Genomic DNA, 19773 nt, shown 5'->3' with positions numbered 1-19773 from the left:
GATTTTTTCTTGAACCGTGATTAACGAAAACCGCCGCTCAGCAACAGCACTGACTGACATAACAGCCGCAGGGGTCGACCACCCGGCAACCACAGGCATCGACCACATGAAAACAGCCGCAGTTGTCGGCAACGGACCGATCACTGCTGTGCTTCTGCTTTTTTCTTTCTGATTTTCGAGCATCTGATTTCTTTTCGGACATGGTGCAACCTCCTCGATGGACAGGGCACCTCCAAGGTAGGGGTGCATGATTGTTTGGGTATTTCCGGGCCACCCGATAGTCTGTAAGCGGGCACCACCTTCGGAAACGGATGGGTTGACTCCGGTGATTACAACGATAAACTAATCATCGATTGGCGAGTTGTCATAGGGTCGCATCAAAATTATGGCCACTTTTTGAATAGATCTATTATTGCTGGAAGTTTACCCGGTTTTATGTTACTTCAGCTAAGTTTCTTCCCCCCAGGAAAAAGGAATTATGAAGAGAAATAGGATACTTGTCATTGCGACCCGCAACAGGGGCAAGACCGCTGAAATCCGGGATCTGCTCAACGCCTTTCCGGTTACCATTAAAGACCTGGATGATTTCGGTCCGATCCCGGAAGTGGTTGAAGACGGCGACACCTTTGATGAGAACGCCTACAAAAAAGCCAGCTTTACTGCCAGGATCCTGGGCTATCCGGCGCTCTCCGACGACTCGGGGCTGATGGTAGAGGCGCTGAACGGTGCACCGGGTGTCCACAGCGCCCGTTGGGCCGGCCCCGATGCCACCGATGCCGAGCGCGGAGAAAAGCTGCTGGTCGAACTGGGAAACGAGACCAACCGATCGGCGGCGTTTGAATGCGTGATCTCCATCGCCGTGCCTGCCGGACCGGCGCTGACCTATGAAGGCCGCTGCGAAGGCATCATCACGCATACGCCGGCCGGCACCAGCGGGTTCGGCTACGATCCGGTTTTCTTCTATCCGCCGTTGAACAAAACCTTCGCCCAATTGACCATGGCCGAAAAAAGCCGGGTCAGCCACCGAGGCAAGGCGCTGCAGGGGGTTCGGGATGAGTTTGACAAGGTGATGAAATGGATCGACCGGCACATGCCGGAGCCGGAAATTATCGGCTGCCAAGGTCAACGGGGTGATATTTGAATACTGTCGAAAAGGGGTAACTTCCATGTTGAAAAAAAATGAGGGAATCGACATTGCCCAGGAGTTGGGGGGAATCCAAAACATCGAACAGGCTCAGGCCCTGTTTGAAAAACGGCTGGACGCGGATCAACTGTCGCGCATGCGGACGTTGAGCCGCCCGGACATCCTGATTAAAATTGCCAACGCCATCGCCATGTGCGATCCCGCCCGGGTTTTCGTCAACACCGGATCCGAAGCGGACAGGCAGTTTATCCGGCAGCTTGCCCTAAACAAGGGTGAAGAGGCGGTTCTGGCCATGGACGGGCATACCATCCATTTCGATCTCAAAGAGGAGCAGGGCCGCATCATCGACCGGACCTTTTACATCGCCAATTCAGATGAGAAGATCAGCAGCCTGGCCAGCAAGAAATTAAGGGATGATGCCATCGTCGAAGTTCGCGAAAAGATGGCCGGCATCATGAGCGGTGTCACCATGGTGGTGGGGCTGTACATTCGCGGTCCCGTGGGCGCGGCAGCCTCCAACCCCGCAATCGAAATCACCAGTTCCGCATACGTCTGCCACAGTGCCGAAATCCTCTACCGCAACGCTTTTGCGGATTTTGAACAGGAAGTTGAGCGGTTGGGCCATTTTTACACCAACATCCACAGCGAGGGCCTCAACCGCCCTGAAGATCTGCCCAATGCAAGGGTATTCATGGACCGGAGCAACCGGACCACCTATGCGTTCAACTGCACCTACGCAGGCAATACCCTGCTGCTGAAAAAGGGCAACCACCGCTTTTCGGTGGACAAGGCAGTCTATGAAGGCAACGGCAGAGAACTGGCCGAGCACATGTTCATCACCGGAATCGAAGGTCCCGGGGGACGGGTGACCTGGGTCGCCGGTGCCGCACCATCTGGCTGCGGCAAAACCACCACGGCAATGGCCGGCAACCATTTTGTGGGCGACGATCTGGCCCAGATGTGGATCGACGACGGCGGCAGTGTGCGCTCCATCAACCCGGAATGCGGCATCTTCGGCATTGTGGAAGATGTGAACGGTGAGGGCGACCCGATGCTGATGGACCTGTTGAGAAAACCCGGCTCCGAAGTGATCTGGTCCAACGTGCTCATCGATGAAAACGGCGTTCCTCACTGGACCGGCAACGGCGAGGGCCAACCCACCCGGGGGCGAAACTTTCAAGGACCCTGGAGAAAAGGGCTGACGGATGCCGGCGGCAAAGAGATCCCCATCTCCCATCCCAACGCACGATGCACCATCTCCTCATCGGTTCTGGCCAACTACTCGGCCCAAGCCGAAGCGCCGGAGGGGGTGGAAACTAGGGTGATTACCTACAGCGGCCGGGACAGTGACACCATGCCGCCCGTGTGGGCAGCAAAAAATTCCAACCACGGCGTGGTGATCGGTGCCTGCATCGTCTCGGCAGCCACAGCCACGGAAGTGGGTGCCACCGGTGTCAAGCGGGCGCCGTGGGCCAATGCGCCCTTCATTCCAGGAGCATTGGGGGACTACATGAAGGCTCAGTTCGACTTTTTCGGAAGCCCCGCCATTGACGACAATAAAAGGCCGATTCTGGCTGGGCTGAACTATTTTCTGACCCACGAGGCCCGTGGCGGCAGCGGCAAAAAACTGCTGGGGGAGAAAAAGGACGTCAAGGCCTGGCTGGGATGGCTGGAGCGCCGGACCCACGGCGATGTGGACGCCATCGAAACACCCATCGGGTTCATACCGCGCTATGAAGACTTGAAGGCGCTTTTTGAAACCCTGATCGATAAGCCCTATCCCAAGGATCTCTACGACCGACAGTTCTCCCTTTATGTGGACAACATCCTGGCCAGAAACGACCTTCAGACAACGGCCTACGGCAAGGAGGAAAACATTCCCGCGCTGCTCTTCGACGTCCTTCGGGAGCAGCGTGACGGACTGATTGCCCTGAAGACAAAATTCGGTCCCATCGTCACACCAGAGCAGTTATTGGAATAATAAATTTGAAGATCGAACACAAGGATCTGGCGTTTCTCTATTACCTGATCATTGGATGCTTGGGGTTCAATATTATTCTGAGCTTTATCAGCCACATAAAGCACTCCCAGGAATAGGGTTGAATACGCGCAACGTTTTGAACTAAATCAAAGGCGACAGAGAGCTTCTCTGCCGCCTTTTTACATGACACCGGAATCGGCGGGCCTCCATGAATCCTCAATCGCTTGCTTCCAGTCTATTCAACCGCCGCATGCTGGTAGCCCTGGTGATGGGCTTTACCTGCGGGCTGCCATTGCTGCTCACCCTGTCCGTGCTCCAGGCGTGGATGACCGAGTCGGGCGTGGACCTGACCACCATCGGATTGATGACCCTGGTCGGCTTGCCCTACGCCTTGAAATTTTGCTGGGCGCCCCTGTTCGACCGCTACACCCTGCCGCTGATGGGCAGGCGGCGGGGATGGCTGCTGGCATCTCAGTTGTCTCTGATGGCGGCCTTGGTCTGGCTGGGTTTCTGCAACCCGGTCGCCCACCCCGAACTGCTGGCCGCAGCCGCTCTGGCCGTGGCCTTTTTCAGCGCATCCCAGGACATCGTGGTGGATGCCTATCGCCGGGAGGACCTGCCCGACCGTGAACTGGGTTTGGGCTCATCGCTTTACATCAACGGCTATCGGGTCGGCATGCTGCTGGCGTCCGGCGGCGGGCTGATCCTGGCGGACCACATGCCCTTTTCCAGGGTGTACCTGATCATGGCCTTGTGCGTGCTGCCGGGGGTAATCACGACATTACTGACACCTGAGCCCCACGTCGCGTCATTTCCCGTCACGCTCAAGGCCGCCGTGGTGGATCCGCTGATGGAGTATTTCAGCCGGGCAAATGCCTGGTGGATTCTGGCTTTTATCCTGATGTACAAAATTGGTGACACGATGGCTGCGGCCATGACCACGCCATTTTACCTGGACTTGGGTTTCTCAAAGACCCAGATCGGTGCCGTGGTCAAGCTGTTCGGTTTCTGGGCCACGGTCGGCGGCACGATTTTCGGTGGTATCGCCATGATCCGGCTGGGTATCCTTCGCAGTCTATGGATTTTCGGTATCCTTCAGGCCTTCTCCACCGCCGGATTTGTCCTGCTGGCGGTTATCGGTCCAAGCTTGACGGCGCTGTCAGCGGTTATCGCTTTCGAAAACCTGAGCGGGGGAATGGGCACATCCGCCTATGCGGCATACATGGCCAGCATTACAGACAAGCGGTTCACAGCCACCCAGTATGCTCTGTTGACCAGTTTGATGGGCATCCCTCGGGTGCTCGCCTCGGCCCCCACCGGCTTTATGGCCGCGCACATGGGATGGCAGGGGTTTTTCATATTCTGCACCTTGATTGCCCTTCCCGGCCTGCTTCTGATCTGGCGGATAACTGACCAAGGCCGTGACTAATCCCAGCTAAAATCCTTGTTTTTATAAATTTTCTGATTATGGTAGGGCCGTGCTTTCATACAGAAGGAGAGACGTCCCGTGACACAGACGAAAATGCCCACCCTCAGCCATTCCGATCGAATCCGGCAGCTGGCCGAGACACGGCAGCACATGCTGTCAATGCCGGCCGAACAGGCGATGGCCGCTATTCTCGACCACCCGCAGCCGGCAGCCTTGGTCCACTCGTTTCCGGAAGAGGATCTGCATTTTTTGATCCATGACCTCGGTCTGGACAACGCCCTTCCCCTGGTTGGCCTGGCCTCCAACCGTCAGTGGGAATTTATGCTGGATATGGAGGTCTGGAAAAAAGATCAGCTGAACTACCCGCTGGCCACCACCTGGCTGCAGTTGCTGCTTCGTGCGGATCCGGACCGGCTGGTCAAATGGTGTTTCGATGAACGGCTGGAGTTCCTGGAATTGTATCTGTTCAGAAATATCGAGCTGCGGGTCAGGGAATCCGATCAGTTTTCATCGGATTTGGAGGATGGTTTTTTTTCGGATGACGACACCTTCTACGTACGCTTCGTGGACTATCCCACGGCCACGCCCGAGAGCAGCGCCGCCAAGACCCGGCGCGATGAGATGTTGCGCCTGTTGCTGCGCCGTATTTCCGCGTTTGATCATCCCCGCTATCAGGGCCTGTTGTTGGAATCGGTGAGCCTGATCCCCGTCGAGATCGAGGAGGAGCTGTTCCGGCTGCGCAACGTGCGTCTGGCCGAAAAGGGGTTTTTGCCCTTTCACGAGGCGGTCGGCGTCTATCAGCCATTGCGGCCCGGCGATCTATCGGCCAGGGGGAAAAAAGCCCTTCGGCCGCCATCCCCGGATGACCCCCGTTTTCCGGTCCCCCAGTTTGCCGCCACGTTCCTCGATGGAGACAATCTCTTCGTTCGTGCATTGAAGGGGATTCGGGACGTTCACGTGATCCAGCAGCTGCAGGGAGAACTGGCCAGCCTGTGCAACCAGGTCATATCGGCTGACCAGGCGGTCATTCGCAACCGCGACCAATTGAAATCGGTGGTTTCCAAGGTCAGCGGGTACCTGAGCATCGGGCTTGAACGCATGACCCCAAGCACGGCCAGCAAACAGGAATCCATGGCATCCGCATTTTTACAACGCCATTTGCTGGCAGATATTTTCAGGGAAGGCTTCGGTAGCGCCTTGCAGCTCAAATGGCAGGCCACGCGCTGGCGCAGCGATAGCTGGTGCCAATCACAGCCGGTGGACCTCACCTTCTGGGACGAGTGGTGGCTGGGGTTACTGGGCGGATTGCTGATCGATCGACCACAGTTTTACGATCCATCCACAGCCGGTTCGATGTACCGCGATTTTCTGACCCGGGAAGAGATCGAAGGGACCGCTCGGGGCTTGGACCAGGTGATTGCTCTGGATCAGCTGCTCGAGCAGATGGCGGTTACCATCGCAGCGGATGCGGGGATCCGGCGTCTGACCTTCAAGAACCTTTTGCTCACCCTGTGGGTCAGGGCGTCGATAAAAGCGCCACCGGTCGATCCGGTCACCTCGACCATCGCCGTCTCGCTTTCATCCTTCAAGGCATTCTATACTGGGCTTTGGACGGACCAGGCGGGTCAACGCATCATCGGCAACGAGAATAAGGCCGCGTTCCTCCATTGGGCCGCGATGGCATCGGGCCAGTCTCCCGAGGCGCTTTCGGATCGCCTGGGCAACGTATTCGAGGCGCTCTTTGATGAGATTGAACGTGAACTGGCGCCTGTGGAAGCAGGCAATTTAGATCCACGACATGTGGATCTGTTTCTGCTCAAGCACTGATCCTCCTCCCATTCACCGACAGGTCCTTCAATGCAGGTGATCGGCATACTCTGCTCGACGGGAGCCGCTTTATTCTGGGCGGCCGCCGTCATCATGTTCAAAAAAAGCGGTGACACCTTCTCCCCCATGGCCTTGAACTTGTTCAAGGGTGTGGTCACGCTGGTGTTGCTGGTGCCGACCCTCTGGTTTGCCGGCGAACCGCTGTTCCCGGTCCGACCCTCCACGGACTGGCTGCTTTTCTGCATTTCAGGCATTTTGGGCATCACCTTGGCCGACACTTTTTTTTTCATGGCCCTCAAGCGACTCGGTGCCAGCCGATGGGCCGTGGTGGACTGCCTTTACCTGCCTTGCATTATCCTCATGTCCACGCTTTTTCTAAACGAAGCCATTGGGCTCAAAGGAATAATAGGCGCTCTCCTGGTAATTGCAGCCATCGGTGCGGATGCCTGTTCCGGTTCTTCGTCAGTCATGTCGCGGGATGATTTTTGGACAGGGCTTGTCTTCGGCATCCTGGCAGTGGTTATGATTGCGGGAAGCGTCGTCATGGTAAAACCGCTGCTGGAGGAGACCAGCGTCTTGTGGGCAAGCTTCGTCAGGCTCCTCGCCGGCGTGGCCGGCCTGATCGTCGTTGCGGTGATCCATCCCGAAAGACGGGTGATCTTAGGGGCGCTGTTACCCTCCTCGGCGTGGAAAATCGTTCTGCCGGCATCCATTGTGGGCAATTATCTGGCCATGCTGGCATGGCTGGCAGGATTTAAGTATACGCTGGTTTCCGTGGCGGCCATCCTGAATCAACTCTCCACTATTTTCACCTTTGTTCTGGCCGCTGTTTTCCTGAAGGAGCCGGTAACCCTGCCACGGATGATCGCCATTGTGATGGCGGTGTCCGGTGCACTGCTGGCCGCCACCGCCGTTTAGTCGAACAGGTAGCGGTGAATCATATCCGCCAGGCCGTCAATGAGCCGATCGGCATCCTGACGGTCACCGAAGATAGTGATCGAGCAGATGATCTCTTCTACGGCGGCGGATACGACATGCGCGGCAGTCTTAATGTCCGTTATTCTCAAATTGTCACGAAATTGTTCGATGAATCGCTCGACGTGCCCCAGGCTTTGCTGATCCATTTCATTAAACACGGCTTCGACTTCAGGGTCGGCGTAGCGCATGGCCAGCACTTCCCGGTGGAATTGGGGATAGGGCTCGTGTGCTTCCAACATGGCTTTGATCAGACGATAGACTCCCTCTTTGCGGTGATTGGGATCGAACTGGTGTTCGCCCAAGATCCGTACAATCTTTTCTTCGATGTGTTGCCTGAAAATCTCCATGAACAGCTCTTTCTTGTCCTTGAAATAGGAATAGAAGCTGCCCACGGAGACGCCGGCCGAGGCGGCAATTTCCTTGGCATTGGTGCCGTGGAAACCGTTTTTCGCAAACTGATCTTTTGCCGCCACAAGAAGGCGATGTTTGGTTTCGATACTCCGTTTTTGCTGGGGTATTCTGGTCTTTTGTTCGATTTCTCTCATTCCGACCCCTCTCTTTTTTTTTTGCGTTATTTCATATCCAATTCCAGTCACGCGGTCAATAAAAGCGAAAAAATGTTTATGTTCATGTTGACATAACGCAGATCGGACTGATCTTTTAAATGAGAGCAAAGTCGTTCAACTGATCGTGTTAACCAAATGGAGGGTTACGATGATAACATCATTTAAAATAATGGCTGTGATACTGGCAACGATGATGACGGCAGGTGTGGCCATGGCGGGAAGCGTGGATATCGGGTTGGGTAGAATGGATCAGGCGGAGTTCGAAACCCTGAGGCAGATGGTCAGCGGCAACTATCAGCCGTCTGGTACAGTAACCACGGAAGTCCAACGGGACATACGCGTTGCTGAATTCAACCAGAAAGATGTGGATGCCATCCGCCAGGCGATGGCAACCGGTGAGGTCCAGCGGAATGCGACTGAATCCATAGCCAATAACGGCATGGTGGATATAGGAACCGGGGCGATGGCGACCAACGAGTTTTGCGATCTGAACAAACTGGTGGCCAGTAACACGGCTACCAAGACCAACAGCGGTTTTACCTTCATCTGCCCGTAAGTGCAGATCCTTGGTATCGCGGCTTGCGCCGCGATACCGATTCAGTCCTACGGATTAAGGCCTGCGGCAACACGATCCTCGTGTGCCTCGGGCTTTTTTAATTCAACCGTCGGACTGGCAGTGTCCCGCCAAACCCGCCCAGCCGCAGTTCAGCACACACCAAAAATATGAATTAAAGTTCATTTTTTAACTTGACAAAACCAACGGCCGGCCCTAACGTTGACTTGAAAAATGAACTTTACGTCATATTCATGTTTTAACAAACCCAAAAGGAGCACACCATGAAAAAATTAACCTTGGCATTTGTGATCATGGCGGTAGTGGCAGTCAAGCCGACGTCGGCAGAGATGGTGAACATCGGGACGGGGCAGATGGAGCAATCCGAATATATCGCTTTGAAAGCGATGGTCGATGGGCGGCAGACGGATATCGTGCCGGTGCGTCCGACACCGCTGGTTCGGCCGGAGCGATACGGCATGGTGGAAATGACTCGAACAGACTTCGAATCCCTTCGCGACAAAGTAGCCGGCAGGCACGCCAGCGTCGATTCAAGGCTTGCGGTGAAAGCGGTTCCGATGGTCAATATCGGCACGGGCGAAATGCCCATGGATGAATTCATCGCCTTAAAAAAGATGGTCGAGGGGACAGGTCTCTTCAGATTGAACCACTTGGCGGCGTTACAGGACTAAGAATATCTCAGGAAGGCGCCGTTGGATGAACCAAACGGGTATCTTGTCGAGGCCGTCGACGTTCCCAACTGACGCGCCGGTCTTTTCCGCTGCGGCGTTCAGGTATATGAACGGCGTAGGTAAACTGCCGCCGGTCTACCCCGGAGCGCCTTCCGCCGTTGTCTTGTAGCGCCGTTGTTTTCATCTGGTTTCAGTTAGCCTCAGATTGCAGTGGAGTTAGGATGATCCTCCCCCGATATCATTGAAAAGGCGCCGTTCGCGGCAAGTGAGAGAAGGACGTGCGCAATAGTCTGGTATTATTTATCATGCAAGAATCGCGCTACATTCTCAAATCAATGACAACCAATATTTATTTCAGATAGTTGTCGCCTTCTACAATGGAAGCGACCACAATATTGTGTAATTAATGAACCATTAAAATAGGAAACTTTTTTTCCACTAAGAAAAAAAGTTCTTAATATCCAAGGCGGCGTGAAGGGCTGCCGGGTCAATGATCTGACCGTTATTGCGATCGATCCGGATAAGCGAACCAAACCAATTAAGCCTGCGGTTAAATCGTGCCGGTTTGACTGGCAGGTCAATCGGGATCGCAATCGAAAAGATAGCCGATGGATCGAAGACTCTTAAAATAGACTGGGTTTCTGGGATCGGGTTCAAAATATTTGCGGAACCGGACGATGAAGTTGTCCACCGTGCGAGTAGTGGTTTTCCGGGAATACCCCCAACCGATCTGCAACAGTTTTTCCCTAGAAAGCGGCTTGCCACGATTGGCGATAAACAATTTGAGGACCTTGGATTCCTGTTCAGTCAAGGAGATCTCGCCCAGGCGGCAGCGCGCGGTATGGGTGTTAAAATCAATGCGATTGTCGCCAAACGCATAGGTGTCATAGGATGGGTGGGCCAAACCACCGTTTTCCTGATTCCAGCCGCCGCGTTTGAGCAGACGTTCGACGCGAAGAAGCAGTTCCTCCAGGTTAAAGGGTTTGGCCAGGTAATCGTCCACCCCGAAGGCAAGCCCCTTGATGCGGTCATCCGGATCTCCCTTGGCCGAGAGAATCAGGATGGGCAGCCGCTCATCTTCCAGCCGAATGCTCTGAAGAATGGAGAGACCGTCTATGCCCGGCAGCATGATGTCCAGAATCACTAAATCAGGTCCAATCGCCTTCCATTGATTCAGGCCGGCCACGCCGTCATAAGCGATTGCCACCTCGTACCCCTGAAGGGTCAGGTTCAATTGAATGCCTTCGGCGATATGCCGATCATCTTCGATGATGAGAATACGCTTTTTATGGGTTTCCATAACGGCTGCTCCTGTATCATCCATCTAGCTTATATTGCAGGGTATTAACGTTTATTCAGTGCCTATTCGCCAATGGTGGCTTTTGGTTCAGACCAAGGCCGCAGCACTTTTTAAACCGCAGGCGTAGCATCGCTACGTCGAGGATTCAAAAAATACGAGAACGCTGGCCTGGGCCGAAAGATGCCGTTTGTGGATGAGCCCTATTCCAGGGCCGGCAAAATCAGGGTGAACGTCGATCCTTTTCCCCGCCCCTGGCTTTCGGCCAGCACCTTTCCCTTGTGGAGACGGGCGATGTTTTGCACCAGGTGCAGACCCAACCCGCTTCCCTTGGCCGTCATATCGTCCGATCGGCCGATCTGGTAAAACTTGCGGAAAATCTTTTTCATCTCTTTTCGGTCGAAACCAATGCCGTTGTCTGTAAACCGGATGTGCGTCCGTCGGCGCGCGGGTTGGATGGAGATGTCAACTCGCGGCATTTTTTCAGTATTGTATTTGACGGCATTGGTCAGGATGTTCATCAATAGCATCTCGAACAGATGTCGGTTGATCCGCTGGTACACGGTCGTGGCGTCCGGGCCGTGGACGGCAATCCGGCACGCTTTGAACAGGTGGGCGTTTTCTTCGAGGAACTGGTTCACCGTCTTGACCAGGTCGCATACGACGAACTCGCCCATATAGCTCTTGCTTTCCAGCTTGGCCAGGTTCAGCATACGGTTGATGTTTTGGGTCAGATGGTCCACGTCGATGAGCATATACTGGATGTATTTTAGCTGATCCTCCCGCGACAGTTCGTATCTTGAAAAGGTCTGCAGATACAGCTGAAGGGAAGTCACCGGCGTTTTAAGTTCATGGGTGAAGTTGTTGATAAAATTGTTCTGCATCCGGTACAATTGCGTGGTTTTCTGGCTGAATACGAAAATGATGAAGATGCCAAGCAATATTGTGCCAATCAGTATGCTAAGGACGAGAATCACCACCCATGTGTCGGCGGCAAACACCTGATCCTGCTCGACGTTGAAGCGCACCATGGCCGACCGAAGGCCGCTGCTGACTTCAATATACCAGTAAATGTAAAGAAAAAGCGAAACCACCAGGGCGGTGACGGAGAAGATAAACACCAATATGGGATGGAAAAGCCACTTCACCTGCTTCATGGGTTGTTATGGGTCCTTTGCCTATGCTGACGCGATGACGGCTGCCTGAACCATGCTGTCGACGGCCGATAAGCAATATTACCGGTTTTCGATGCACATTTCAATGCGGCGGCAACTGCGCAACAGTAAATTTCCTTGACCGGCCGGCATACCCATATTAAGTTATACTCGTACGTTTCCTTCCTGATTCATTGTGCCTGCGCATCGATGGCGAATGTTCCGTCGCCAACGAATCGTGCTGCCTGTTGGGCTGCTGCTGCCTTTATTATTCTTACGGATATGGGATCATCCGTTGAAATCGTCGTGTCGCTTCAGCGGGTTTTTATCTTTACTAACCGGAAACCAAAAAGGGGGAAATCATGAGCGAGAGTGTCTACAAAGTCATTGAACTGGTAGGAACCAGCACCGCTTCCTGGGAGGAAGCGGCGAAAAATGCAGTCGAAACCGCTTCCAAGTCATTAAAGGATCTGCGGGTGGCGGAAATTACGAAGCTGGACATGAAAGTGGAAGGGGGCAAGGTCACCGCTTTTCGCTCCCGGGTGAAGCTCTCTTTCAAATATGCCACGTAATCGATAGAAAAGGTTGGCAATCAGACGGCCAGGCTGCCCTTAGCGGGCAGCCTGGTTTTGTTTTTTTGGTTACCCCATTGCCCGTGACATCAGTTCCCCCACCATCTTAGAAAAGTGAGCGGGGTTGTCGAGTTTTCCGCCTTCGCTGACCACGGCCATGTCGAGCAATAGCTGACTGTAGTCTTTCAATTCGGGATTGTCACGGTCGTTCTCGAAAAGGGTCTTGATCTTTTCCACCACCGGGTGATCCATGTTCAGTTCAAGGACTCGCTTGACTTCGTTTGGTTTTTGCCCGGATGCCTTGAGCAGTTTTTCCATATAGGCACTCATGTCCCAGGTGTCACCGGAGAGGCAGGATACCGAATCTTTGAGTCGCGATGAGGGTTTGACCTCTTTGATTTTGTTCTCCAGGTGTCCTTTGATAAAACCGAACAGCGCATGGTATGCTTCCTTTTTGGCCTCATCCACCGTGTCCAGATCCAGGTCGCCTTTTTCGGCGCTTTTCAACGGCTTGCCGTCATACTCGGTCAAAGACTGCACCACCCACTCATCTACCGGGTCGGTCATCAACAGCACTTCAAAATCCTTCTCTTTCAGCCGTTCAAGATGGGGGCTGTTGACCAGGGCAGAAAGCTTGTCGCCGGTGATGTAAAAAATCTCCTTCTGGTCGGCCTTCATATTTTTCACGTAATCATCCAGCGATACCCAGGTGTCTTCGGATTTAGTGGTCTTGAAACGGATCAGGGTGGTGATTTTGTCCTTGCTGGCCGGGTCGGTGTGAATCCCCTCCTTCAGCACGGCGCCGAACTCATCGTAAAACTGGTTGTATTTCTCCACATCCATTTTGCCCAACAGATCGAACAGTTTTTTGACTAAATTCTTGCGGATATTCAGCACCAGCCGGTCCTGCTGCAGGATTTCGCGGCTGACGTTCAGGTTCAGGTCGGATGCATCCACCACGCCTTTGACGAATCGAAAATATTCCGGCATCAGTTCCTTGCAGTCGTCCATGATGAACACTCGCTTGGAATAAAGGTGGATGCCGTGGCGGCGTTCCGGTGTGAACAGGTCGAAGGGGGCTTTGGATGGAATATAGAGCAGGGTATCGTATTCGGTGGTCCCTTCGAACTTGAGATGGAGCCGCTCCATGGGCGGGTTCCAATCGTGGCTCAAATGCTTGTAGAACTCTTCGTATTCTTCGTCCTTGACCTCGCTGGAATTGCGGGCCCAGATGGCCTTCATGGAATTAAGCGTCTCTTCACGCATCACCCTGCGGGTGGTGGCGCCGATGGGTTTGCCGTCCTTGTCCTTGATCACCTCTTCATCGGGCAGCGGTTCGTCGCGCTCGACCTCCATGGTGATCGGGTAGCCCACGAAATCGGAATGCTGCTTGACAATGCTGCGGATGGTCCACTGGTCGGTAAAATCCTTCTCGTCCGTCTGCTTTTTTTTCAGCGCCAGGGTGATGGTGGTCCCCCGGGAGGCTTTCTCGGTCTCTTCAATGGTGTAGGATCCGTCTCCGGATGAGACCCATTTGACGGCCTTGTTCGCATCCGCACCGGCAGACCGGGTCACCAGGGTGATTTTATCGGCCACCATGAAGGCGCTGTAAAACCCCACGCCGAACTGCCCGATCAATTCCGGTATCAGTGTCTCCTGCCCTTTGGCATGCTCCAGCGCCTCCAAAAAACTAGCGGTGCCGCTCTTGGCGATGGTGCCGATATTGTCCATGACTTCATCATAGGTCATGCCGATGCCGTTGTCCGAAATTTCGAAGGTCTGCTTGATGGCATCGGGTTTCAGCTGAATCTTGAATTCGTTGTCTTCACCCAGGATGCCCGGTTCGGTTTCGGCCTTGTATCGCACCTTGTCGATGGCATCCGATGCATTGGATATCAATTCCCGCAGAAAAATGTCCTTGTTGGAATAGAGGGAGTTGATAATCAGGTTGAGAATCTGCTGCACTTCGGTTTTAAACGGATGGGTTTCCTGCTTGGCTTCCATTGGCTCTCCTGCATGCTTCTTCATCAAGTTTTTATCAATGGTTATAATTAGTTCGACGATCGACGATGAACAACTATGGGCGCGATTTGCCGTTTGTCAAGGCAGGAAAACCGGTTTAAATGATAAACACCAGCCGGTTCCCCGCCGCCCGCCCCAGATCGTTTCCATGCCAGGCCGAACAGTTCCAGTGAATGGGTCATGGCGTCAAACGGTGTGGTTCAAAAAATGAGACGCACAATAATCCATATATTTTAATATGTTATTAATAAACTACAGGATTCCCAGACCCGGGTTCAAAATCTTGAACTTTTCAGAAAAAATCGTTTCATCTATTCATATAGGTAGGTTATACCCTGACATGCTTGAAAAGGGTTTATTATTTTGAACTTTCGCCTCATGATCCGGCACTTGCTCTCTCAATGATACCGGCGGAATCCGCAGCAGCGGATACTACAGGTATTTAAAATTATTGTATTTTAACGCTATTCTGATATTTTTCAGCTCTTGCAACCGGAATTGGCAAGATGTTTGCTTATGTCATAAGTCAACCTAATAATTTTCATCTGTTCTCCTCCTTAACGGTTAATCGGCTTCATCCCGATTAACCGTTTCCTTTTTTGGCCCTTGGAATAAAATTGCAAATTTCCAACCAACCAGTTAAAATTAATTCCAACTCATGACGTGATCCGCTTAACAACGGTGGATTGCTACCATCTCTTCGTCGCTCACTGTTAAAAAGAATCGTTGCCGTCATTTATTGACTCCCAGCCGCGGTGGTTGAGAACCGCTTGTATCGACAGGTGTTGCCGGTCGCCATGTCTATGTCAACCGGAAAACAGCTTGACCTATCAGCAATCCATGGAGGTGGGAATGAAAACCAAAAAATGGGTGTTTGGCTTTGAGGAACTGGATGCCGTAAAAAATCATGTGGGCGAGAGTGGGGATGCCGTTCGTGGACTGCTGGGCGGCAAAGGGGCCAATCTGGCTGAAATGGTTCGCATAGGGTTGCCTGTTCCCCACGGCTTCACTGTGTCCACCGAAGCCTGCAATGCCTTCCTTAAAACCGGCGGGACCTTTCCCAAGGGCATGTGGGACCAAGTTTTGTCAGCACTTGAAACGGTTGAACTCAAAACGGGAAAGCGCTTTGGCGGTGACGAGAACCCCCTGTTGGTCTCCTGCCGGTCCGGTGCCAAGTTTTCCATGCCCGGAATGATGGATACGGTTCTCAACATCGGCCTCAACAGCCAGACAGTGGCGGCCATGATCCGTCTCACCGATGATCCACGATTCGTTTACGATGCCTATCGGCGTCTGATCCAGATGTTCGGCAGTGTCGTCATGGGGATCGACGACGAACCGTTCGAAGCGGTCATCACGGCCGCCCGCAAGGCTGCCGGCGTGGAAAAGGATACCGAACTGTCGGCTGACGACTGGCAGCAGGTGGTGCTGCAGTTCAAAGCCTTGTACCGCCGCCACACCACCCACGATTTTCCGGAGGATCCGTTCAAACAGCTCAAAATGGCAACCGAGGCGGTGTTCAAAAGCTGGAACGGCAAGCGGGCGGTGGATTATCGCACGGCCGCCGGCATCGATCACCACCTGGGCACGGCTGTCAGCATCGTCACCATGGTATTCGGCAATATGGGCGCCGACTGCGCCACCGGGGTGGCCATGACTCGCAACGGTTCAACCGGGGAAAACCATCTGGAGGGAGACTACCTGACCAATGCCCAGGGCGAGGATGTAGTGGCCGGCATCCGCCAGACCCGTGACCTTTACCTGTTGAAGGAGGAGATGCCCGCAGCCTTCAACGAATTCGAACGCATCGCCGAGCTGCTGGAGAAACACTACCGGGACATGCAGGACATGGAGTTTACCATCGAAAAAGGCAAGCTGTGGATGCTCCAGACCCGTGACGGCAAACGGACGGCCCAGGCAGCGGTGCGCATTGCCGTGGAGATGGCCGATGATGGACTGATCGATCGACAGACGGCGGTACTGCGGATCAAACCGGAACAGGTTGACTTCTTTCTCCACCCGCAATTCGACCCCAAAGCCACCTCCGGGGCCAAGCTTCTGGCCCGGGGACTCAACGTTTCACCGGGAGCGGCCGTGGGACAGGTGGCCTTCGATGCCGACATGGCCGAAGCCTGGGCCAAAAACGATGCAAAGTCGGTGATCATGGCCCGCCCGGAGACCAAACCCGACGACGTCCACGGCATGTTGGCCGCCCAGGGGATTCTCACCAGCCGCGGCGGGCGCACCAGCCACGCGGCCCTGGTGGCCAGACAGTTTGGGAAACCGGCAGTGGTGGGCGCCTCGGCGATCACCATCGACCTGGCCAACCGGCTGATGACCATCGGCAGCCAGACCATCCACGAAGGCCAGTGGATCTCCATCGATGGAACGACCGGCGTGGTTTATGAGGGCAAGTTGGAGACCATGGTACCGGACATCAAAGACCCCTGGCTGATTAAACTGCTCTCCTGGGCCGATACATTCAGGACCCTGGGGGTGTGGGCCAACGCCGACTATCCGCGGGACGCCAGCCGGGCGCTGGAGTATGGCGCCCAGGGCATCGGCCTGTGCCGGTCCGAGCACATGTTCTTTGAAACCGACCGCCTGCCCCACTTCCAGCGGATGATTTTGACCGACTACCCCGTTGAGCGCAAAGAGGCCCTGGCCGCCCTGCTGCCGTTTCAGAGACAGGATTTTGCAGGCCTGTTCCGGGTCATGCGGGGACGGCCGGTGATCATCCGTCTGATCGATCCGCCCCTGCATGAATTTCTGCCGGACCTGGTGGAGCTGGTATCCGAGTTGGCCGACCTGAAAATCCGGCTTAAGCACGCAACGGACATGGCCGCCATCGACACCCTGCTGGCAGAAATCCGCCAGAAAGAGCAGCTGCGCAAACGGGCCCAGAGCCTGCGGGAAGCCAACCCCATGCTGGGCCTGCGAGGGGTTCGACTGGGCATCTACATTCCGGAACTGACCACCATGCAGGTAAGGGCCATCTTCGAAGCGGCCTGCATGGTGGTGAAAGAGGGCATCGACGTACACCCTGAAGTGATGATCCCGCTCACCAGCCACGTCAACGAGCTGGTCCGCCAGCGCTCGGTGCTGGAGGCCGAGGCCAGGGCCGTCATGACCGAACATGGGATGGAGGTCGCCTACAAGTTCGGCACCATGATCGAGCTGCCCCGCGCCGCCATCACCGCCGACCGCATCGCCGAGCATGCGGAATTCTTTTCTTTCGGCACCAATGACCTGACCCAGACCACCTTCGGCATCTCTCGGGACGACGCTGAAACCGGGTTTCTCATCGAATACATGGAATCCGGCATCCTTCCCGCCAATCCCTTTGCCACGCTGGATCGGGACGGTGTTGGAGCGCTCATCGATATGGCCGTGAAAAGGGGCCGGGCCACGAAGCCGGATCTGGAGTGCGGCATCTGCGGCGAGCACGGCGGGGATCCCAAATCGATCGCCCTGTGCCATGAACTGGGACTGACCTATGTTTCCTGCTCCCCTTTCCGGGTGCCCATCGCCAGGCTGGCGGCGGCCCATGCCGCCTTGTTGGACAAGAAGTAAACATGGTAACCCTGAACCTTTGAACCCTACCCACTATCACGCAGGAGGTGTCATGAACCGCCCAGGATGGGTCCTCGTTGTCCTGTTTTTCTTATGCCTGGTTATCACTGGAAGGGTGGCTGCAGCGCCGGAAAATGCAGTGGACATTCCTGCATCTCTGGAACCCTGGCGGACATGGGTGCTCCACGACAAGGCGGAGCAGCAATGCCCGGCTCACTTTGACGACGGGACCAGTCGCCGCTGCTGGTGGCCGTCGCGGTTGACCGTGGATGTGGGGATGCTGGGCGGTCTGTTCGAACAGCAGGTGACCGTATATGCCCCCTCCTGGGTGACCCTTCCGGGGAACGAGACCCATTGGCCCGAATCGGTCACCGACGGCAGCAAGGCCCTCCCCGTGGTGGGCCGCAACGGCCGGCCGTGCATTTGGCTGGAACCCGGGGAGTACCCTGTCAAAGGCGCTTTTGTCTGGAACGCACTACCGGAAGTACTTCAGGTTCCGGTTTCCACGGGCATTTTGTATTTGACCGTCGACGGCCGGGAAATCGTCGATCCCGACCGTGGTGCCGACGGCCACCTCCGGCTCCACGGCAAGGGAGGGGCCGCCCGGCGGGAGGACACCATGACGGCCACCCTGTTCCGGCTGATCGAAGATGACATCCCCATGCGGCTGATCACCCGGGTCCTGCTCGAAGTCTCCGGCCGGCACCGCGAGATCCGGCTGGCCTCCCTGCTGCCCGACGGCGCCACGGCGATGAAGATCGACAGCCCGCTGCCTGCCCGCCTGACCGGTACGGGTGACCTGCTGGTTCAAGCCCGCCCTGGCCGCTGGGATGTCCGGGTGACGGTCCGTCTGGAAGGTCCGGTGAAGACCCTTTCCACGGGAGAGGGTCTTTATGGCGATGAAGTATGGTCCTTCAAAGCCTTCAACAGGCTGCGCATGGTCAAGGTACTGGGGGCACCGACGCTTGAACCGTCGCGGACCCGGATGCCCGACGAATGGAAAGGGTTTCCCGCCTATCAGCTCAAACCCGGTGCAGCCCTGTCCTTCGAGGTCCTGCGCAGGGGCGATCCGGATCCGGCGCCGGACCAGTTGGACCTGGTGCGCACCTGGTGGCTGGATTTTGACGGATCTGGGTTTACGATCCATGACCGCATGGGCGGCACCTTGAGCCAAACCTGGCACCTGGCTATGGAGGCACCCATGGAATTGGGCCGGGTGGCCGTGGATGGGCAGGACCAGCTGATCACCCTTCAAGGGGAGCGGCCCTCACCCGGGGTTCAGTTGCGCCGCGGACAGCTGTCGCTGGAGGCGGACAGCCGCCTGGCACGCACGTCGTCGATCGTGCCGGCCATCGGCTGGGACCACGATTTTAAAAGCCTGCGCGGTTTGCTTCACCTGCCTCCAGGCTGGACCCTGTTTTCCGCCGCCGGTGTGGATGTTCCCCCCGGGGCCTGGCTGCAGCGCTGGACCCTGCTGGACTTTTTCCTGGTCTTGATCATCGCCGTCAGTGCCTATCAAATCCGCAGCCGGGCAACCGGTCTGCTGGCCCTGGTGACCCTGGTGCTGACATTCCACGAGCCGGGTGCACCACGTCACGTGTGGCTTCACCTGCTGGCGGTGGCCGCGCTGTTGAAATATCTTCCCGACGGCTGGTTTAAAACAGTGGTCAAGCTGTGGGGAGTTGGCACGGTGGTTGCGCTCTTGGCCATCACGCTGCCCTTCATGGTGCAGCAGGTCCGCAGCGCCATCTATCCCCAATTGGCCCAGGAAAGGGATGAAATCCATTACCGGCCGGAGGCTATCCGGGCCGGCAAGGTATTAGAGTCCCGAATAGCTGCCGCGCCAGAATCCGCTTCGGTCGGTAAACGACTCCTCGAGGCCAAGGAGAGGATTCAATTGTCCGGGCAGCTGTCGACACCCATACAGACCAGGCTTATCTCGGACCCCGACGCCCTGATACAGACCGGCCCCGGCCTGCCGGCGT

Annotated in this window: 14 protein-coding genes and 1 pseudogene; 10 read left to right on the top strand and 5 right to left on the bottom strand. The window is 55.5% G+C overall.

Annotated elements, in window-relative coordinates:
• Positions 1 to 37 precede the first annotated feature (37 nt).
• Positions 38 to 202 carry a hypothetical protein gene (locus ABYV26_RS02615; protein ID WP_372677891.1) on the bottom strand — a complete coding sequence of 55 codons (165 nt, stop codon included), beginning with the start codon at positions 200 to 202 and terminating at the stop codon, positions 38 to 40.
• Between the two features lie 276 nt (positions 203 to 478).
• Between ABYV26_RS02615 and ABYV26_RS02610 the strand changes: the two genes are divergently transcribed.
• The 5 genes from ABYV26_RS02610 (at position 479) to ABYV26_RS02590 (ending at position 7299) form a co-directional block, all read left to right on the top strand.
• A complete protein-coding gene (locus ABYV26_RS02610; protein ID WP_372677889.1) occupies positions 479 to 1141 on the top strand; it encodes an XTP/dITP diphosphatase in 663 nt (220 codons plus the stop codon).
• A gap of 25 nt (positions 1142 to 1166) precedes the next feature.
• Complete coding sequence (locus tag ABYV26_RS02605; RefSeq protein ID WP_372677887.1) at positions 1167 to 3125, top strand: phosphoenolpyruvate carboxykinase (GTP); 1959 nt, start codon at positions 1167 to 1169, stop codon at positions 3123 to 3125.
• 208 nt (positions 3126 to 3333) lie between these two features.
• Positions 3334 to 4554, top strand: coding sequence for an AmpG family muropeptide MFS transporter (locus tag ABYV26_RS02600; RefSeq protein WP_372677885.1), 1221 nt, complete (start codon positions 3334 to 3336; stop codon positions 4552 to 4554).
• 78 nt (positions 4555 to 4632) lie between these two features.
• Positions 4633 to 6381, top strand: coding sequence for a DUF6178 family protein (locus ABYV26_RS02595; RefSeq protein WP_372677883.1), 1749 nt, complete (start codon positions 4633 to 4635; stop codon positions 6379 to 6381).
• A 30-nt stretch (positions 6382 to 6411) separates the two neighbouring features.
• On the top strand, positions 6412 to 7299 hold the full coding sequence (locus tag ABYV26_RS02590) for a DMT family transporter (RefSeq protein WP_372677882.1): 888 nt from the start codon (positions 6412 to 6414) through the stop codon (positions 7297 to 7299).
• Here ABYV26_RS02590 and ABYV26_RS02585 read toward each other — a convergent pair.
• Positions 7296 to 7904, bottom strand: coding sequence for a TetR/AcrR family transcriptional regulator (locus ABYV26_RS02585; RefSeq protein ID WP_372677880.1), 609 nt, complete (start codon positions 7902 to 7904; stop codon positions 7296 to 7298). The two genes, ABYV26_RS02590 and ABYV26_RS02585, sit on opposite strands and share 4 nt — an antisense overlap.
• Positions 7905 to 8073: 169 nt before the next feature.
• On the opposite strand from ABYV26_RS02585, the gene ABYV26_RS02580 reads away from it, so the two are divergent.
• Together ABYV26_RS02580 and ABYV26_RS02575 are read left to right on the top strand one after the other, a co-directional pair.
• Positions 8074 to 8481 (top strand): hypothetical protein, encoded by a 408-nt coding sequence (locus ABYV26_RS02580; protein ID WP_372677878.1) that lies wholly within the window; start codon positions 8074 to 8076, stop codon positions 8479 to 8481.
• A gap of 281 nt (positions 8482 to 8762) precedes the next feature.
• A complete protein-coding gene (locus tag ABYV26_RS02575; RefSeq protein ID WP_372677877.1) occupies positions 8763 to 9170 on the top strand; it encodes a hypothetical protein in 408 nt (135 codons plus the stop codon).
• 577 nt (positions 9171 to 9747) lie between these two features.
• Here ABYV26_RS02575 and ABYV26_RS02570 read toward each other — a convergent pair.
• A complete protein-coding gene (locus tag ABYV26_RS02570; RefSeq protein WP_372677875.1) occupies positions 9748 to 10470 on the bottom strand; it encodes a response regulator transcription factor in 723 nt (240 codons plus the stop codon).
• Positions 10471 to 10670: 200 nt separating this feature from the next.
• Positions 10671 to 11624, bottom strand: coding sequence for a sensor histidine kinase (locus ABYV26_RS02565; protein ID WP_372677873.1), 954 nt, complete (start codon positions 11622 to 11624; stop codon positions 10671 to 10673).
• A 359-nt stretch (positions 11625 to 11983) separates the two neighbouring features.
• On the opposite strand from ABYV26_RS02565, the gene ABYV26_RS02560 reads away from it, so the two are divergent.
• Entirely contained in the window at positions 11984 to 12193 is a 210-nt protein-coding gene (locus ABYV26_RS02560; protein WP_372677871.1) for a dodecin family protein, read from the top strand.
• Between the two features lie 69 nt (positions 12194 to 12262).
• Here the strand turns inward: ABYV26_RS02560 and htpG are convergent, their stop codons facing one another.
• A complete protein-coding gene (gene htpG / locus ABYV26_RS02555; RefSeq protein WP_372677869.1) occupies positions 12263 to 14197 on the bottom strand; it encodes a molecular chaperone HtpG in 1935 nt (644 codons plus the stop codon).
• A gap of 870 nt (positions 14198 to 15067) precedes the next feature.
• Here htpG and ppdK point away from each other — a divergent pair.
• Together ppdK and ABYV26_RS02545 are read left to right on the top strand one after the other, a co-directional pair.
• The gene (gene ppdK, locus ABYV26_RS02550; RefSeq protein ID WP_372677868.1) at positions 15068 to 17788 is read left to right on the top strand and encodes a pyruvate, phosphate dikinase; all 2721 of its coding nucleotides are present in this window, start codon (positions 15068 to 15070) and stop codon (positions 17786 to 17788) included.
• A gap of 52 nt (positions 17789 to 17840) precedes the next feature.
• A pseudogene (locus ABYV26_RS02545) lies at positions 17841 to 19773 on the top strand (hypothetical protein); the annotation flags it as partial.

The organism is Desulfosarcina sp., assembly GCF_041551955.1.
In the GTDB taxonomy this organism is placed as follows: domain Bacteria; phylum Desulfobacterota; class Desulfobacteria; order Desulfobacterales; family Desulfosarcinaceae; genus Desulfosarcina.
This window is presented reverse-complemented; position numbering and strand designations above follow the sequence as displayed.

What these genes read in the sequence shown, in the direction of transcription:
- htpG (WP_372677869.1), bottom strand. Translation starts at nt 14,197, where the DNA reads ATGGAAGCCAAGCAGGAAACCCATCCGTTTAAAACCGAAGTGCAGCAG.
- ABYV26_RS02560 (WP_372677871.1), top strand. Translation starts at nt 11,984, where the DNA reads ATGAGCGAGAGTGTCTACAAAGTCATTGAACTGGTAGGAACCAGCACC.
- ppdK (WP_372677868.1), top strand. Translation starts at nt 15,068, where the DNA reads ATGAAAACCAAAAAATGGGTGTTTGGCTTTGAGGAACTGGATGCCGTA.
- ABYV26_RS02605 (WP_372677887.1), top strand. Translation starts at nt 1,167, where the DNA reads ATGTTGAAAAAAAATGAGGGAATCGACATTGCCCAGGAGTTGGGGGGA.
- ABYV26_RS02590 (WP_372677882.1), top strand. Translation starts at nt 6,412, where the DNA reads ATGCAGGTGATCGGCATACTCTGCTCGACGGGAGCCGCTTTATTCTGG.
- ABYV26_RS02610 (WP_372677889.1), top strand. Translation starts at nt 479, where the DNA reads ATGAAGAGAAATAGGATACTTGTCATTGCGACCCGCAACAGGGGCAAG.
- ABYV26_RS02565 (WP_372677873.1), bottom strand. Translation starts at nt 11,624, where the DNA reads ATGAAGCAGGTGAAGTGGCTTTTCCATCCCATATTGGTGTTTATCTTC.
- ABYV26_RS02580 (WP_372677878.1), top strand. Translation starts at nt 8,074, where the DNA reads ATGATAACATCATTTAAAATAATGGCTGTGATACTGGCAACGATGATG.
- ABYV26_RS02570 (WP_372677875.1), bottom strand. Translation starts at nt 10,470, where the DNA reads ATGGAAACCCATAAAAAGCGTATTCTCATCATCGAAGATGATCGGCAT.
- ABYV26_RS02600 (WP_372677885.1), top strand. Translation starts at nt 3,334, where the DNA reads ATGAATCCTCAATCGCTTGCTTCCAGTCTATTCAACCGCCGCATGCTG.
- ABYV26_RS02585 (WP_372677880.1), bottom strand. Translation starts at nt 7,904, where the DNA reads ATGAGAGAAATCGAACAAAAGACCAGAATACCCCAGCAAAAACGGAGT.
- ABYV26_RS02575 (WP_372677877.1), top strand. Translation starts at nt 8,763, where the DNA reads ATGAAAAAATTAACCTTGGCATTTGTGATCATGGCGGTAGTGGCAGTC.
- ABYV26_RS02615 (WP_372677891.1), bottom strand. Translation starts at nt 202, where the DNA reads ATGTCCGAAAAGAAATCAGATGCTCGAAAATCAGAAAGAAAAAAGCAG.